This is a genomic window from Mesorhizobium sp. WSM4842, assembly GCF_055901575.1.
On sequence record NZ_CM148372.1, the window covers coordinates 1,921,495 to 1,935,932 of the forward strand.

The 14,438-nt window shown below is 62.8% G+C and carries 13 protein-coding genes and 1 pseudogene; 6 read left to right on the top strand and 8 right to left on the bottom strand.

The features are described from left to right. Positions 1-69: 69 nt before the first annotated feature. Positions 70-1,281, top strand: a complete 1,212-nt coding sequence (locus AC0NIE_RS09210) for an MFS transporter (protein WP_473487817.1) — start codon at positions 70-72, stop codon at positions 1,279-1,281. A 64-nt stretch (positions 1,282-1,345) separates the two neighbouring features. Here AC0NIE_RS09210 and AC0NIE_RS09215 read toward each other — a convergent pair whose 3' ends face one another. Next, the gene (locus tag AC0NIE_RS09215) at positions 1,346-1,918 is read right to left on the bottom strand and encodes a TetR/AcrR family transcriptional regulator (protein ID WP_473487818.1); all 573 of its coding nucleotides are present in this window, start codon (positions 1,916-1,918) and stop codon (positions 1,346-1,348) included. Between the two features lie 105 nt (positions 1,919-2,023). Between AC0NIE_RS09215 and AC0NIE_RS09220 the strand changes: the two genes are divergently transcribed. Next, positions 2,024-2,932 (top strand): SDR family oxidoreductase, encoded by a 909-nt coding sequence (locus tag AC0NIE_RS09220; protein ID WP_473487819.1) that lies wholly within the window; start codon positions 2,024-2,026, stop codon positions 2,930-2,932. 37 nt (positions 2,933-2,969) lie between these two features. Here AC0NIE_RS09220 and AC0NIE_RS09225 read toward each other — a convergent pair whose 3' ends face one another. Next, entirely contained in the window at positions 2,970-3,317 is a 348-nt protein-coding gene (locus AC0NIE_RS09225; RefSeq protein WP_473487820.1) for a GFA family protein, read from the bottom strand. A gap of 121 nt (positions 3,318-3,438) precedes the next feature. On the opposite strand from AC0NIE_RS09225, the gene AC0NIE_RS09230 reads away from it, so the two are divergent. Beyond that, positions 3,439-4,737 (top strand): amidase, encoded by a 1,299-nt coding sequence (locus AC0NIE_RS09230; RefSeq protein WP_473487821.1) that lies wholly within the window; start codon positions 3,439-3,441, stop codon positions 4,735-4,737. An 8-nt stretch (positions 4,738-4,745) separates the two neighbouring features. Here the strand turns inward: AC0NIE_RS09230 and AC0NIE_RS09235 are convergent, their stop codons facing one another. The 5 genes from AC0NIE_RS09235 to AC0NIE_RS09255 all read right to left on the bottom strand — a co-directional run bounded on the left by AC0NIE_RS09235 (position 4,746) and on the right by AC0NIE_RS09255 (position 8,991). Beyond that, a complete protein-coding gene (locus tag AC0NIE_RS09235) occupies positions 4,746-5,123 on the bottom strand; it encodes a hypothetical protein (RefSeq protein WP_473487822.1) in 378 nt (125 codons plus the stop codon). 42 nt (positions 5,124-5,165) lie between these two features. After that, a complete protein-coding gene (locus tag AC0NIE_RS09240; RefSeq protein ID WP_473487823.1) occupies positions 5,166-6,146 on the bottom strand; it encodes an NAD(P)-dependent oxidoreductase in 981 nt (326 codons plus the stop codon). A gap of 1 nt (position 6,147) precedes the next feature. Continuing rightward, positions 6,148-6,864, bottom strand: coding sequence for a FadR/GntR family transcriptional regulator (locus AC0NIE_RS09245; RefSeq protein WP_123151663.1), 717 nt, complete (start codon positions 6,862-6,864; stop codon positions 6,148-6,150). Between the two features lie 2 nt (positions 6,865-6,866). Beyond that, complete coding sequence (locus AC0NIE_RS09250) at positions 6,867-8,036, bottom strand: mandelate racemase/muconate lactonizing enzyme family protein (RefSeq protein WP_473487824.1); 1,170 nt, start codon at positions 8,034-8,036, stop codon at positions 6,867-6,869. A 67-nt stretch (positions 8,037-8,103) separates the two neighbouring features. Continuing rightward, positions 8,104-8,991, bottom strand: a complete 888-nt coding sequence (locus AC0NIE_RS09255; RefSeq protein ID WP_473487825.1) for a sugar phosphate isomerase/epimerase family protein — start codon at positions 8,989-8,991, stop codon at positions 8,104-8,106. Between the two features lie 399 nt (positions 8,992-9,390). On the opposite strand from AC0NIE_RS09255, the gene AC0NIE_RS09260 reads away from it, so the two are divergent. From AC0NIE_RS09260 to AC0NIE_RS09270, 3 genes are all read left to right on the top strand, one after another. Then, positions 9,391-10,446: a sugar phosphate isomerase/epimerase family protein gene (locus tag AC0NIE_RS09260; protein ID WP_473487826.1), complete on the top strand. Its 1,056-nt coding sequence runs from the start codon at positions 9,391-9,393 to the stop codon at positions 10,444-10,446. 156 nt (positions 10,447-10,602) lie between these two features. Next, entirely contained in the window at positions 10,603-11,790 is a 1,188-nt protein-coding gene (locus AC0NIE_RS09265; protein WP_473487827.1) for a Gfo/Idh/MocA family protein, read from the top strand. 228 nt (positions 11,791-12,018) lie between these two features. After that, a complete protein-coding gene (locus AC0NIE_RS09270; protein WP_473487828.1) occupies positions 12,019-12,873 on the top strand; it encodes a sugar phosphate isomerase/epimerase family protein in 855 nt (284 codons plus the stop codon). Between the two features lie 15 nt (positions 12,874-12,888). Here AC0NIE_RS09270 and phnE read toward each other — a convergent pair. Continuing rightward, a pseudogene (gene phnE, locus AC0NIE_RS09275) lies at positions 12,889-14,437 on the bottom strand (phosphonate ABC transporter, permease protein PhnE). Position 14,438: the final 1 nt, after the last annotated feature.

The following is a 14,438-nucleotide window of genomic DNA, read 5'->3' on the forward strand; positions in this document are numbered from 1 at the left end:
TCCAGGCGGTCACTCCCTATGTTGCACTGCAGCCAAATGTTGCGCTGCAACCAGATCGGAGATTCCATCATGACCGAACCCGCGACAGGCGTCATGGACGCCGTTCTCGATCCCGCGGAAACCGACGAACGAGCCGAGCCGGCGTGGGGGGCGGTCGTATCCCTTGCGCTCGGTGTGTTTGGGCTGGTGACCGCAGAATTCCTGCCTGCCAGTCTGCTGACGCCGCTGGCGCAGGACCTCGGTGTCACGGAAGGGACTGCCGGCCAAGCGGTGACAGCGACGGCCGTTGTCGGCGCGATAGCCGCTCCGACCATGGCTATCGTCACCAAACGGCTGGACCGCAGGCTGGTCATGTGGGGACTGACAGTGCTCCTGATCCTGTCGAACCTGGTAGCGGCGTTTGCCTCTTCGCTTCCCGTTCTTCTGATCGCTCGCATCATGCTCGGAGTAAGCCTCGGCGGCTTCTGGTCGATGTCGGCGGCCATGGCGATGCGGCTTGTTCCAATGCGACTGATGCCGCGCGCCATGTCGATCATTCTCACCGGCGTTTCGGTGGCGACGGTCTGTGCCGCCCCAGTCGGCGCCTATGTCGGCGACATCTGGGGATGGCGAACGGCCTTCATGATCGCGGCGGTTGTCGGCGCCCCGGCGCTGCTCGTGCAGATCGCCACCCTTCCGAAGCTGCCGCCGGCGGGCGTGGCAAGTGTTCGGACCTTGCTGGAAGTGATGAAGCGCCCGATGATCAGGGTTGCGCTTCTGGTGGTCCTATTGGTCGCTTCGGGACACTTTGCCGGCTTCACCTATGTCCGCCCGTTTCTTGAGAAGGTGCCTGCGCTGGACATCGAGACGATCTCTCTGGTGCTGCTCGCCTTTGGCATCGGTGGATTCTTCGGCAACTTTGCCGGTGGCTTCATGGCCGAACGCAGTCTCAAAACCGCCGTCGGCATGGCGCCTCTGCTGATTGCTGTGGCAGCCGCGTTGCTGCTTACTCTCGGAGCCTCGCCAGTCGTTGCGGCGATAGCGGTTGCCGCCTGGGGCTTTGCCTTCGGCGCGGTGCCCGTCGGGCTGCAAACCTGGCTGGTGCGAGCCGCTCCCGACCAGGCTGAAAGCGCCGGCGGGCTGATGGTCGCGACGTTCCAGGTGGCCATTGCGCTGGGCGCGGTTTTCGGCGGCCTGCTCGTCGACAATGCCGGCGTTGCCAGTGCTTTCGCCTATTGCGGAATCGCGACGTTGCTGGCGGCCTTGGCGGCGTTCTTGCTCGGCCCGAGAAGCGCGACCTAAGCCATTCCGCACGTGCGCCCAACGTAGGACGCCTGTTGCCTCCAAGAAATGGCCCGAAAATCGGTTATGGTTTTCGGGCCGTGGCGATTGCCGCGACGAAACGGCCCAGACTGTCTTCGACGTAGGATGCAACTTCGACTTTCGGGTCGAAACTCCACCAAAGCAGCGAACCTTGCCAGTGCGATGCCATCAGCAGGCCGATATCCAACGGCGTGTTGGCCACCGAAGCAAAGCAAGAGTCGAGGATGTTGCACAGGGATGCCTTCCACGATGCCCCGCGCGCGCGAAGCACCGGATCGCGCAGATCTTCACGCAGGACGAGCAGGCCCTCGGCATAGGATTCGATGCCGCCATAGTCACGCGAAAGCGCCACCAACAACCCGATCGCGCCAGCAGGGGTTCTCTGTATCGCATCGGCGAGCTTTATCGTATTCTCATCCAGCCTATCCCATGCCTGCAGCAAGGTTCTTTGCCTGAGCGTGGCCTTGTTCTTAAAACGCTGCACCAGGGTCGAGCCGGAAAGTCCGCAAGCCTTGGACAGCCGTTCGAATGTGAGGCTCTCCGGGCCATGCTTGTGGATCAGCCGGTGCGCCGCTTCCAGCACGTACTCGTCGGATTGCGTTTTTTGCCGCGGCATCTTGACATCCATTTATAACCGAATGATCATTTATATATTATGGCATTGAAGAAAGCCAGCGTTTGGTTGGTCAGAGTCTGGTTGGTCAGAGCCGTGGGGAGTTCAATGACGCTTGAGGGAAAAGTCGCCTTGGTCGCGGGTGCAACGCGCGGTGCGGGGAGAGGTATTGCGGTCGAACTGGGCGCCGCGGGCGCGACGGTTTATGTCACAGGGCGGACGACACGCATGCATCAGTCCGAATACGCCCGCCCGGAAACCATCGAGGAAACGGCGGAGCTTGTTTCAGCGCAAGGCGGCCATGGCATCGCTGTGCAAGTCGATCATCTGGTTGTGGAAGACGTGCGCAAGCTGGTCGACCGGATACGTACCGAGCAGGGCCGCCTCGATGTGCTGGTCAACGACATCTGGGGCGGGGAGAAACTGTTTGAATGGAACAAGCCGGTTTGGGAGCATGATCTCACGAATGGTTTGCGCATGTTGCGGCTGGGCATCGACACGCATCTGATCACCGCGCATTACGCGCTGCCGCTTCTGATTGAGCGCCCGGGCGGGCTGCTTGTCGAAGTCACCGACGGCACAGCCGAGTATAATGGAGACCACTATCGGCTTTCCCCGTTCTACGACCTCGCCAAAGTGTCGGTGACCCGCATGGCCTGGGCCCATGCTCAGGACCTTGCCCCGCACGGTGCCACCTCGATTTCGCTGACACCCGGCTGGTTGCGTTCGGAAATGATGCTCGAGGCATTCGGCGTCACGGAGGACAACTGGCATGATGCGACAGCGAAAGTGCCGCATTTTGTCATCTCGGAGACGCCGCGCTTTGTCGGGCGCGCGGTGGCGGCGCTTGCGGCGGACCCGGATCGTTCGCGCTGGAACGGACAGTCGCTGTCGAGTGGCGGGCTGGCGCAGCTCTACGGTTTTACCGATCTCGACGGCTCGCGGCCCGACGCGTGGCGCTACGTTCCCGAGGTTCAGGACGCCGGCAAACCAGCCGATGTGACGGGGTACCGTTAGACCGCTCGAACGCTGGGAGCCGGCAATAGTTTCGGTTTCAGGCCGCGCGGCCGTCGAAGTCGAGAACCGGCACAGCGGCAAGGTCCAATCCGTCGATGCAATGGATATTGACGTAGGCGCTTCGTTCGCTCCCTTCGCTGACATCCTCGGCCAAGGGGTGAATGCCGCAGGTCCGGCAGAACCGGTGGGCGATGACATGGTTGCCGAAAGTGTACCTGCCAAGATCGTCGCCCCAGGCAAGCACCTGCAATGCCTCGTGCGGCACCGCCCATAGCAGCGCGCCCTTGCGCGAGCAGATCGAGCAATTGCACCGCACGGCTCCGGTCAGATCGCCTTCGACCTCGAAGGCGATCTTGCCGCAGTGGCAGCTGCCTTTGTAGAGCATCAGGTCTCCTCCTTCCGTTCGACAGGGGTGCAAATGTGCTTTTGCCGGGTTATGTCTCTGCAGGCCATGCACCAGTCGTTGCCTGTAAGACGTTGCAGGCGTCCGGAGTCCGACACCGAAAATGCAATCCGTCCGCGACCGCCTCGAAGTCGTCCTTTCGCGTCTCGCCGTCCGCGCGGACAATGAAAGCGTATTCGTAAAGCTCTATCCGGAGGCCGCACGGGCAGCAGCCGATGCCGCCGATGGTCGGCGCAGAGCCGGCGTGACGCTCGGGCCGCTCGACGGAACAATTCTGTCGATCAAAGACCTGTTCGATGTCGCCGGCGAGCCGACCACGGCCGGTTCGTTGCTGCTCAGCACCGCGGCGCCGGCGCTGCGGGATGCCGTCATCGTGCAACGATTGCGGCAGGCGGGCGCCGTCATCTTCGGCAAGACCAACATGACTGAATTCGCCTTCACCGCGATCGGCGTCAACCCGCATTACGGCACGCCCGGCAATGCGACCGACGCCAGCCGGATTGCGGGCGGCTCATCCTCCGGCGCCGGTGTTTCCGTTGCCGAAGGCACGAGCGAGATCTCAATCGGTTCCGACACCGGCGGTTCGGTGCGCATTCCGGCATCGCTGAACGGTGTCGTCGGCTTCAAGCCGACGGCGCGGCGCGTGCCGCGCGATGGCGTCTTCCCGCTATCGGCCACGCTGGACTCCATTGGCCCGCTCGCGCGCACCGTTGCCGAATGTGCCGCAGCCGACGCGGTAATGGCCGGCGAAGAGTTCGCGGCACTTGTTCCGCTCTCGCTTGCCGGGCTGCGCATCGGTGTTCCGCGCGGCGTGCTCTTCGAGGATACGGAAGAAGAGGTCGCGGTAGCGTTCGACCGATGTGTTCACAAGGTGGAACTCGCGGGTGCACGCCTCGCTGATCTGTCCATCGATGACCTCCTTGCCGATTTGCGCGCGGTAACCAGGCGGGCCTCGATCGCGGCAATGGAGGGTGCCGAGGTCCATGCAGATTGGCTGGCGACTGGCGCGACGACACCGGTGGATCCGCGGGTGAGCGAGCCGTTGTCACGCGCTGCCGCCGTTCCGGCCACGGCCTATATAAGGGCAATCCGCCGCCGCACGGCGCTTGTCGCGGCAATGGACGAGCGGCTGGCGTCTGTCGATGTGCTGGCCCTGCCGACCACACCGGTCACCGCACCGACAATCGTGTCGATGACCAGCGACGAAGTTCTATGTGAGCGTATGGAAGGCCTTCTGCTGCGCAACACGCAGGTCGCCAACCAGTTCGACCTCTGTGCGATCTCGCTGCCGATGCCGGGAATGGCGCGCCCTGCCGGGCTGATGCTGGTGGCGCGCAACGGCCACGACCACCGTCTCTTGCGTATCGCGGCGGAAGTCGAGGCACTGCTTGGCCGTGGATGATGTGAACGTCAATGCGACGAACAGTGGCCGCGTTCGCTGTCCCTGGACGCGCGTTCGACACCGGTCGCGACCAGCCATGGCAAAGTGTATCGCTTGCCGTTGAGGGTCTGGATCCGGGTCTCGATGGAGCCGACAACGACGACCTTGCCGGCGTAGAGCTTGTCAGAGAGATCGAGCGCCTTGTCCTCCTGCGGCAATCCATCGATGTCGATCGACACGCCCTTGATGATCTTGCCCGTCGCAAGATCGAGCGCGCTGTTCGACGGACAGGGCGCCATCACGCACCGCAGGCCGTTGTCGCAATAGACATAACTGCTCTCGGCCGCAGCGACCGAGGGCAGGACGCAGATCGAAACAAGCAGCGGCGTGCGGCGAAAAACGAGCATGGGTGCAGCGTCGTGCAGAAATTGGGCGATACGGCGACGGCGTTACACGTCGGCCGGGAACCGTCGCCGGTAGTGCTCGACCACTTCGGGATTGCGCAGATTGACCGGCAATTTGTTGGCCAGCACCAGCAAGGTTTCATCAGCCGAACCAACGCCCATGCGCATCATCGACTGCTCGGTGATGCCGGCCATGTGCGGCGTGACAATGACATTGTCGAAGCCGAAATAGGCGTGATTGGGCGGCAGCGGCTGCGTCGCAAAGACATCGAGCGCGGCACCGTCGATACGGTCCTTCCGCAGCGCTTCGATCAGCGCGTCGTCGTCGATCACCGGCCCGCGCGAAATATTGATCAGCAGCACGTGCGGCTTCATTCGACCGATGCGCTCGTGGTTGATCAGGCCGCGTGTCTCCGGTGTCAGCGGGCAGCACAGAACGATGATATCGCTCTGCTCGACCAGTGCGTCGATCGACAGAAAGCCGACCCTGTCCGGCGCAGGCCTCATGCTGCGCGTCGTCGCCACCACGTTCAGGTCGAAACCATGCGCCGCAATGTGGCCGACTGCCTGTCCGATGGCGCCGAAGCCGATAATGCCGATCGTCTTGCCGGCGAGCTCGCTGGCGAGAATGGTGTGGTCGCGACCGGCCAGCCAGCCCTTCGCCCGCAAGTCGCGGTCTACTACGCGGAAACGCCGAAGCAGCGCCAGGGCCGCGAACATCACGTATTCGGCGACCGACCGGGCATTGACCGCCGGCACGTTTGCCACCAGGACGCCGGCTGCCGTGGCGGCTTCCATGGGAACCATGTCGAGCCCGGCGCCGTGGCGGATTGCGGCCCGGAGCTTCGTCGCACGTTCGAAAAGCGCCGATGGCAGTGGCGCACGAACGATGATGATGTCGGCATTCCTCGCCTCAGTCGCCAGCGTGTCCGCATCGAGGGCGGAGGCGACGACGAGTTCACCGGCCCCAGTCAGCATGGCGGAGGCGCGCGGGTGAAGCGTGTGTGTCGTCAAGATTTTAGGCATGTCAGACCTGTTCGAGCGCTGGACTGTGAGGTTCTGCCCCGCCACCCTCGATCAGGCCTTTCCAGTAGCTTTCCGCACCTTGCAGATGGGCGCTCATCAGCGCCTGGGCGAGGTTGCCGTCGCGGCGCAGCAGCGCCTCGTAGATCTGGATGTGCTCGGCATGCGAGCGCACGCTGCGTTCGGGATCGTTGAAATAGATCGGCAGGCGTTGTTCGCCCATCATGTAGTAGACGCTGCATATGTTGTGAAAAACGCTGTTCTTGGTCGCCCGCACGATTTCAAGGTGAAATTCGCGGTCTTCCTTGGCGAGACCCTCGCCCGCCGCAATGCGGTCTTCCGAAGCCTTCAGGATTTCGCGCAGCCGCTCGAAATTTTCCTCGGTGGCACGCGAACAGGCAAGCTCGGCGGCCTTGATCTCGTGGATCTTGCGCAACTCGACCGTCTCGTAGATCTGGATCGGATCGAGCGGCAGGCCGGCCCTGGCAAAAAGCGCCATCGCCTCGACGCTGGCCTGCTTGGTGTCGATGTAGATGCCGGACTTGGCCCGGCGCTCGACGATGCGCATGGCTTCGAGGATAGCCAGCGCCTCGCGGATCTGGCCGCGGCTGACGACGAAATGCTCCGCCAGTTCTCGCTCCGACGGCGTTCGGCCCGTCGCCTTGTCGGAGTGGGAGAACAGATAGGCGGCGAGTTCCGCGAGAAGGTTCTTTTCTTTCATGATCAGCCGCGTAGCGCGTGCGCCTCCAGGAACCGTTCCGAAAGGGTGAATCCCAGTCCGGGCTTCTCGGGGATCGCTATCATACCGTCCTTTGCTTCGACAGTCTCCTCGATCAGATCGTGGATCATCGGGTTGGCGCCAAGCGAATATTCGACGGTAAAGCTAGCCGGCGAAGCAGCGCAGACATGCAGCCCGGCAAAGAAGCAAGGGGCGCCGGCCCACAGATGCGGCGCGAAGCGCAGATTGAAGGCGCTGGCGATGGTGCCGATCTTCATCGCCTCGCTGATGCCGCCGCAGAAGGCAGGATCCGGCTGGAAGATGTCGGCCGCTTTGAGCGTGGCGAGGTCGCGGAAGGCATAGCGCGTCGCCTCGCTCTCACCGGTGGCGATCGGGATGGAGCCGGACGCCCGCACTTCGGCCATCCCAGGCTTGTCGTCGGCGATGACCGGCTCCTCGAACCAGGCCAGATCGAGATCGCCGGCGAGATGGATGAAGCGTTTGGCTTCCGCCACCGTATAGGTGCCGTGCGCATCGACCATAAGATCGAGTTCAGGGCCGAGCGCCTGTCTTGCGGCGCGGACGCGGGCGGCCGAATTGTGCGGGGTGCCGTCCATCGCGCCGATCCGCATCTTCAGCGCCTTGAAGCCACCCTTGGCGATATAGGATTTCAACTGGTCGCCGATCGCTTCGGTGGGGGCCCAGCCACCGGAAGCGTAGGCCGGCATGCGATCGAGCTTGCGGCCGCCGAGCAGCCGCCAGACCGGAACCCCCAGCGACTTGCCCAGAATATCCCACAATGCGATGTCGACGGCGCTGATTGCGGCGACGCTGATGCCGCGCCGCGCCAGTTGCGGCATGGCGTGGCCGTTTTGCGCGGCGCTGTCGTGGCGCACGCCATTGTAAAGCATCTCCCAGATCACCCCGAGGTCGGCCGGATCGCAGCCGATCAGCTGCGGGCCGACCTCATGGTTCAGCATGTGGACGAGGGCGCCATAGCTGCCGGTGCTGCCGGCGGCATTCTTGCCTTCGCCCCAGCCGACCAACCCATCGTCAGTCTCGATGCGCAGGATGGCGGCGTCGAACGTCGTCACCTGACCGAAGTCGCTGCGGTGCTGCCGTGCCGCTTCGATCGGTATGCGGACCCACCAGGCTTGGACCGTCTTGATGCGCATGTTCATCCTCTGCCTTGCCGCCGTTAGGGGCCGCCGTCGGGCGGAAAGGCTCGTTTCCAGAGATCGACTACTTGATCAGCGGCAGCAGCGTTTCGGCGGTGATGCGCATCTGGTCGGTGTAGAACTTTTCCGTGAGCACGCTGGAACCGTGGTCCTGGATGAATTTGAGCTGCTCCGGCGAGATGTCGACCGGGTTGCGTTCGACCATGTCGGGATAGGGAGCAGCCGGCGTGCGGTCGACAGGGGCGACGAACTCGTTGGTCAGCGCGCCGTCGTAGCCGACTTCCTTCAGGGTGCCGACGATCTTCGGCCAGTCGATCTGTCCGAGACCGGCGGCGAAGCGGTTGTTGTCGGCGACGTGGAAATCGAACAGGCGCTTTCCGACCTGCCGGATGGCATCGTAGACGTTAAACTCCTCCATATGGAGGTGATAGGCGTCAAGGCAGACACCGCATTCGGGGCTGACCGCATCGGCCAGCGCCATTGCCTGGGCGCCGCGGTTGAACAGATAGGTCTCGAAGCGGTTGAGGGGCTCTACCGCGATCTTGACGCCCACTTTCTTGGCATGGGTAAAGCATTCCCTGGTGGCGTCGACCACCCATTTCCATTCTTCTTCCTCGGTGCCGTCCGGCACCACCTTGCCGACGGTGGCGGGAACCAGCGTGATGATCTCGCCGTCGAGTTCGCTCACCATCGTCAGCACGTCCTTGACGTACTGCACCGAGCGCTCGCGCTGGCCCTGGTCCTTGGCGGCGAGGTTGCGCTCGCCCAGCATCAGCGTCACCGCCCCCCAGCAGCGGATGCCGTGCTCCTTCAGGAGGGCACGTGTCTCATTGATCTTGTATTGCGCGGGCTCGCCGGAAATCTCGATCGACTCATAGCCGAATTTCTTGATGCGTTTGAGCGTCGTCTCCAACGGTTCCGCCCGCATCCAGTTGTGCGTCGAAAGATGCATGGTCTGTCCTTCCCAGAATTCGCCTGTAACAATTCGCCTGCGACGCACTCCACCAGATTGCGTTGCATGGTTCCTCCCCAAGGCACTCCAGCATTTGTCGTAACTGGTTCGACCAATTGGGCGTGAAAAGAGGGTCTACAGCAATTTCATCTGGACGGCAAGAAATCCTGCACGGCAGCCCCGGCCCATGATTATTTCTTTGATTAAACTGGCGTATTTGCCCGCAGCCCGGTAATTTTCGCAGCGCTGGTTGCGAGCGGCGGCGCTTGACCAAACGACCATATTTGGTAATACCAGAATGGCGGTGCGCACTAGCGCCTGTCGAGAAAAGACCAAAGAGGCTGGCCCTGCTTTCAATCGGCGCTATGCTTGGTCGTGGATAAATTAGGGAGGATGCCGATGCCGTCGACAATGAAGGGTCCTGGGCTGTTTCTGGCGCAATTCGCGGGCGATGCCGCACCGTTCAACTCGCTGCCGTCGATCACCAGATGGGCGGCCGGGCTGGGCTATAAGGGCGTGCAGATCCCGACCTGGGACAGCCGGCTGTTCGACCTCGAGAAGGCGGCGTCCTCCCAGGCCTATTGCGACGAAGTGAAGGGCATCTGCACTGAGGCGGGCGTTGAGATCACCGAGCTGTCGACGCACCTGCAGGGGCAGTTGGTGGCGGTGCATCCGGCCTATGACGCGCAGTTCGACGGCTTCGCGCCGCCTGCGGTGCACAACAATCCTAAAGCCAGGCAGCAATGGGCCGTCGAACAGATGAAGTTCGGCGCCAAGGCTTCGAAAAATCTCGGGCTCAAGGCGTCGGTGTCGTTTTGCGGGGCGTTGGCCTTCCCCTACCTTTATCCTTGGCCGCAACGGCCGGCGGGGTTGATCGAGGAGGCGTTTTCCGAACTGGGAAAGCGCTGGAAGCCGATCCTCGACGTCTATGAGGACAATGGCGTCGATGTTGGTTACGAGATCCATCCGGGCGAGGACGTGTTCGATGGCGCGACCTTCGAGATGTTCCTCGACGCGGTCGGCGGCCACAAGCGCTGCAACATCAATTACGACCCGTCGCATTTCCTGCTGCAGCAGCTCGATTATCTCGAATTCATCGACATCTATCACGAGCGGATCAAGGCCTTCCACGCCAAGGATGCCGAGTTCAATCCGACCGGCCGGCAAGGCGTCTATTCCGGTTATCAGAGCTGGACGAACCGGGCCGGGCGTTTCCGCTCGCTCGGCGATGGCCAGGTGGATTTCGGCGGCATCTTCTCCAAGCTCGCCCAGTATGACTACGATTCATGGGCGGTTCTGGAATGGGAGTGCTGCCTGAAGCACCCCGAGGATGGCGCGGCCGAAGGCGCGCCCTTCATCCAGCATCACATCATCAGGGTGACGGACAAGGCATTCGACGATTTCGCCGGCGGCGCGACCGATAAAAAGGTGCTGCGCGCCATGATGGGAATCTAGCGCGATTTTCCCTCCCCCTCGAGGGGAGGGTCGATCCGCGCAGCGGATCGGGGTGGGGTCGCAGGGCGTAGAGCTCGGCATCAACCGACCCCTCCCGGCCCTTCGGGCCACCCTCCCCGCAAGGGGGAGGGGTATTTCAGACGAGGGAGAAAAATCATGGTCGGCGCATCGAAGTCGGAAACGGGAGGCGGCCCGATCCGCTACGGCATGGTCGGCGGCGGGCAAGGCGCCTTCATCGGCGCCGTGCACCGGATTGCGGCGCGCATGGACAATGAGTTCGTGCTGGTCGCCGGTGCCCTGTCATCCGACCCGGCGCGTGCCAAGGCTTCGGCCGCGGAGCTCGGGCTCGATCCGGCGCGCAGCTACGGCTCCTTCGCCGAGATGGCCAAGGCCGAGGCCAAGCGGCCCGATGGCATCGAGGCGGTGGCCATCGTCACGCCCAACAATGTCCATGTGCCGGCGGCGAAGGCGTTTCTCGAAGCCGGCATCCACGTTATTTGCGACAAGCCACTGGCGACGACGCTGGCGGAAGCGAAAAAGCTGGCGGCATTGGTCGAAAAGTCCGGCAAGGTCTTCGTCCTCACCCATAACTACACCGCCTATCCGATGGTGCGGCAGGCGCGCGAGATGGTGACCAAGGGGCAGCTCGGCGACATTCGCATCGTGCAGTCGGAATATCCGCAGGACTGGTTGACCGAGGACCTTGCCGCCACCGGCCAGAAGCAGGCAGCGTGGCGCTCGGATCCCAAACAGGCCGGCGCCGGCGGGGCGCTGGGCGACATCGGCACGCATGCCTATAATCTCGCGCGCTTCGTCTGCGGGCTCGAGCTCGATGAGCTTTCCGCCGATCTCGACGCCTTCGTGCCGGGGCGGCAGCTCGACGACAATGTCAATGTGATGCTGCGCTTCAAGCCGATCGGCAAGTCGCACCCGGCCAAGGGCATGTTGTGGGCGAGCCAGGTGGCGCCCGGCCACGAGAATGGGCTGAAGCTGCGTATCTACGGCTCGAAGGGCGGGCTTGAATGGGTGCAGGCCGACCCGAACTATCTCTGGTACACGCCGTTCGGCCAGCCGAAGCAGTTGATCACCCGAAACGGCGCCGGCGCGCTGCCTATCGCCGGGCGTGTCAGCCGCGTTCCGTCAGGCCATCCGGAAGGCTATCTCGAAGGCTTCGCCAACATCTACCAGGAGGCGGCCCGCGCCATCCGCGCAGCGCGCCGCAAAGGCGGCAAGCCGGCTAAGGATGTCATCTTCCCGACCATCCAGGACGGTGTTGAGGGCATGGCCTTCATCGAAGCCTGCGTGAAGTCGTCGAAGAAGAATGGAGCCTGGACGAAACTTTAATCGCTGCGCCCGGTTAACGGGGGAGCCCCCTCACCCGGATTGCCAACCGAATTGCAAGGGCAATTCGGGGGCAATCCGACCTCTCCCCGAGGGGAGAGGAGATCGCCGGCGCTGGCGTCTGCCTCTTCTCCCCAGCGGGGAGAAGGTGGCCGCGAAGCGGCCGGATGAGGGGGCTTATGGCGAAGTCGGCGGAGGAGCCAGCCGTCCGTCAAATGGGGAGGGGCGTCGATGAAAATCGGCATGTGCATGTTCTTGTGGACGACGGCCGTGTCGAAGAGACACGAGCCACTGCTTAGGGATATCAAGGCGACCGGCTTCGATGGCGTCGAGATACCGATCTTCTCCGGCACGCCGGACGACTACAAGAAGCTCGGTGAACTGCTCGACCGCATCGGACTGGAGCGCACCGCCGTTTCGGCGATGGGCGATCCGGCGATGAATTTGATCTCGGCCGATGCCTCAACGCGCAAGGCCGGCATCGACTATATGAAATGGGCGATCGACTGCACACAAGCGCTTGGCGCCAAAACGCTGAGCGGCCCGCTGCATTCGACGCTCGGCGCCTTCTCCGGCAGTGGGCCGACGGCGGCGGAGAAGAAGCGCTCCGTTGCCTCGCAACGCGCCATCGGCGACCATGCCGGCAAGAAAAACGTCACCATCGGGCTGGAGGCGCTCAACCGCTTCGAATGCTATCTGCTCAACACGATGGACGATCTGTCGGAGCATGTCGACGCGATCGACCGGCCGCATATCAAGGCGATGTACGACACTTTCCACGCCAATATCGAGGAGGCCGACCCGATCGGCGCCTATACGCGCCACCGCAAAAATATCGTCCATATCCATATTTCGGAGAATAATCGCGGCGTGCCTGGGCGCGGTCACATTCCGTGGCAAGAGACGTTTTCGGCGATCCGCAAGAGCGGCTATGACGACTGGCTGACGATCGAGGCCTTCGGCCGCTCGCTGAAAGATTTGGCGGCGGCTACCAAGATGTGGCGCGATTTTTCGGAAAGCCCGGAAGCCGTCTACCGCGACGGCTACAAGCACATCAAGAGCGGCTGGAAGAGGGCCGGAGCCTAGGACGCAGCCTTCCTCTCAGGCGATCTGAGCTGCCGCCGGACGGGCGGAAACGCGCCGCTCATCGTTGCTGTTTGCGACGGTCCCCATCAGCTTGCGGCGGAGATAGCTGGAGATGTTGTCGAAGATGAAGACGACGAGCAGAATCAGCAGAACCATGTAGAAAACATTGGCCCAGTTGGTGTTGGTGCGCATGGCCTCCCACAATTTCAGGCCGATGCCGCCGGCGCCGACAGCACCGATGATCGTCGCTGACCGGGTGTTCGATTCCCAGAAATAGAGGGATTGGCTGAGGAACACCGGCAGAACCTGGGGCAGCACGCCGTAGCGCTGCACCATTGCCGGCGTGGCGCCAACCGAGCGGATGCCCTCGCGCTGCTTGTCGTCGATGTTTTCCAGCGCCTCGGAATAGAGTTTGCCCAGGGTTCCGGTGTCGGTGAAGAAGATCGCCGACATGCCGGCCAGCGGCCCCGGACCGAAGCCGCGCGTGAAGAACAGCGCCCAGATCAGCATGTCGACCGAGCGCTGGAAATCGAAAAAGCGCTTTGTTAGCTGGTTGGCTATCCGGCTCGGCGTGACGTTGCGCGCAGCCAGGAAGGCGAGCGGAAAGGCGACGATCGAGGCCAGCACAGTGCCGACAAAAGCCATGACGATGGTTTGCAAAAGTTTCAGCCAGACGTCACCGTGCTGCCATTCGGCGTTGTTGAGGGTTATCCCAGGCGAGCGCTGCGTTTGACCGCGACGGGTCGATGCGTGCCCCGGAAACGACCAGTGAAGCGACCTCGCCGAACGGCTTTCCCCAGAATGGCGAATTCGTGTCGAACACGAAATTGGCCCAGCCGAAGAAACGTCTCCAGGCGACCACTTCGTCACTTTGCACCTCAGCGCGGCCGAGAAATCCGAACGAGACATAGGCTGTCGAGCCTGGCCTGCGTTGCTCGATCCAGTCAGGCAGCGGTGTGCGCGGCGTGACGGAACTGTCCTTGGCGATGTCGAAGATGACGCTTTCGGCGCCGCGCGTCACTGTGACGAGGTTTGGCGTGATGGCGATCCGGCCATTGCCAAGAACGACGGTCGCCGCCACGACGGCGTTTTCGCGCACCGTTTCAGGCACAGCCGGAGCGGGTTGGTTTGACGGGGCGGTTGGGCTCTCGGCGGTTGGCGCGCCAGGCGCCATAAACGAATCCTGCGACGACTTGTTGGTCGCGATTGCCGGTGCTGGTGCTGCGTCGACCCGGCGCTCGATCACACCCATCTGCTTGGCCACCCAGTCGGGATCTGGATTGGATCCCAGTTTGGAAAAGCGGGAGTAATCGATCGTCAGATAATTGTCCTTGAATTCGATGTCGGGCCGGATTTCGTAAGACACCCAGTCGGCGAGATACGCGCCGGCAAGGTTCCAGTTCGCCTTTTCAAGAACGCTGGCGATCGAGAAGAACCACGCGCAATAGAAGGTGTAGAGAATGCAAAGAAGGATGCCGATCGGGGCGGCGTAGCGCTTCCATAGGGAGCGCCGGAACGCATCCGGATGGCGAATGGCGATGTCGTTGATGGCATCGGCGTTCATT

Coding starts and splice junctions, on each gene's coding strand:
- AC0NIE_RS09230 (WP_473487821.1), top strand. CDS start 3,439: ATGCAATCCGTCCGCGACCGCCTCGAAGTCGTCCTTTCGCGTCTCGCC.
- AC0NIE_RS09235 (WP_473487822.1), bottom strand. CDS start 5,123: ATGCTCGTTTTTCGCCGCACGCCGCTGCTTGTTTCGATCTGCGTCCTG.
- AC0NIE_RS09220 (WP_473487819.1), top strand. CDS start 2,024: ATGACGCTTGAGGGAAAAGTCGCCTTGGTCGCGGGTGCAACGCGCGGT.
- AC0NIE_RS09245 (WP_123151663.1), bottom strand. CDS start 6,864: ATGAAAGAAAAGAACCTTCTCGCGGAACTCGCCGCCTATCTGTTCTCC.
- AC0NIE_RS09255 (WP_473487825.1), bottom strand. CDS start 8,991: ATGCATCTTTCGACGCACAACTGGATGCGGGCGGAACCGTTGGAGACG.
- AC0NIE_RS09270 (WP_473487828.1), top strand. CDS start 12,019: ATGAAAATCGGCATGTGCATGTTCTTGTGGACGACGGCCGTGTCGAAG.
- AC0NIE_RS09210 (WP_473487817.1), top strand. CDS start 70: ATGACCGAACCCGCGACAGGCGTCATGGACGCCGTTCTCGATCCCGCG.
- AC0NIE_RS09225 (WP_473487820.1), bottom strand. CDS start 3,317: ATGCTCTACAAAGGCAGCTGCCACTGCGGCAAGATCGCCTTCGAGGTC.
- AC0NIE_RS09240 (WP_473487823.1), bottom strand. CDS start 6,146: ATGCCTAAAATCTTGACGACACACACGCTTCACCCGCGCGCCTCCGCC.
- AC0NIE_RS09265 (WP_473487827.1), top strand. CDS start 10,603: ATGGTCGGCGCATCGAAGTCGGAAACGGGAGGCGGCCCGATCCGCTAC.
- AC0NIE_RS09260 (WP_473487826.1), top strand. CDS start 9,391: ATGCCGTCGACAATGAAGGGTCCTGGGCTGTTTCTGGCGCAATTCGCG.
- AC0NIE_RS09250 (WP_473487824.1), bottom strand. CDS start 8,036: ATGCGCATCAAGACGGTCCAAGCCTGGTGGGTCCGCATACCGATCGAA.
- AC0NIE_RS09215 (WP_473487818.1), bottom strand. CDS start 1,918: ATGCCGCGGCAAAAAACGCAATCCGACGAGTACGTGCTGGAAGCGGCG.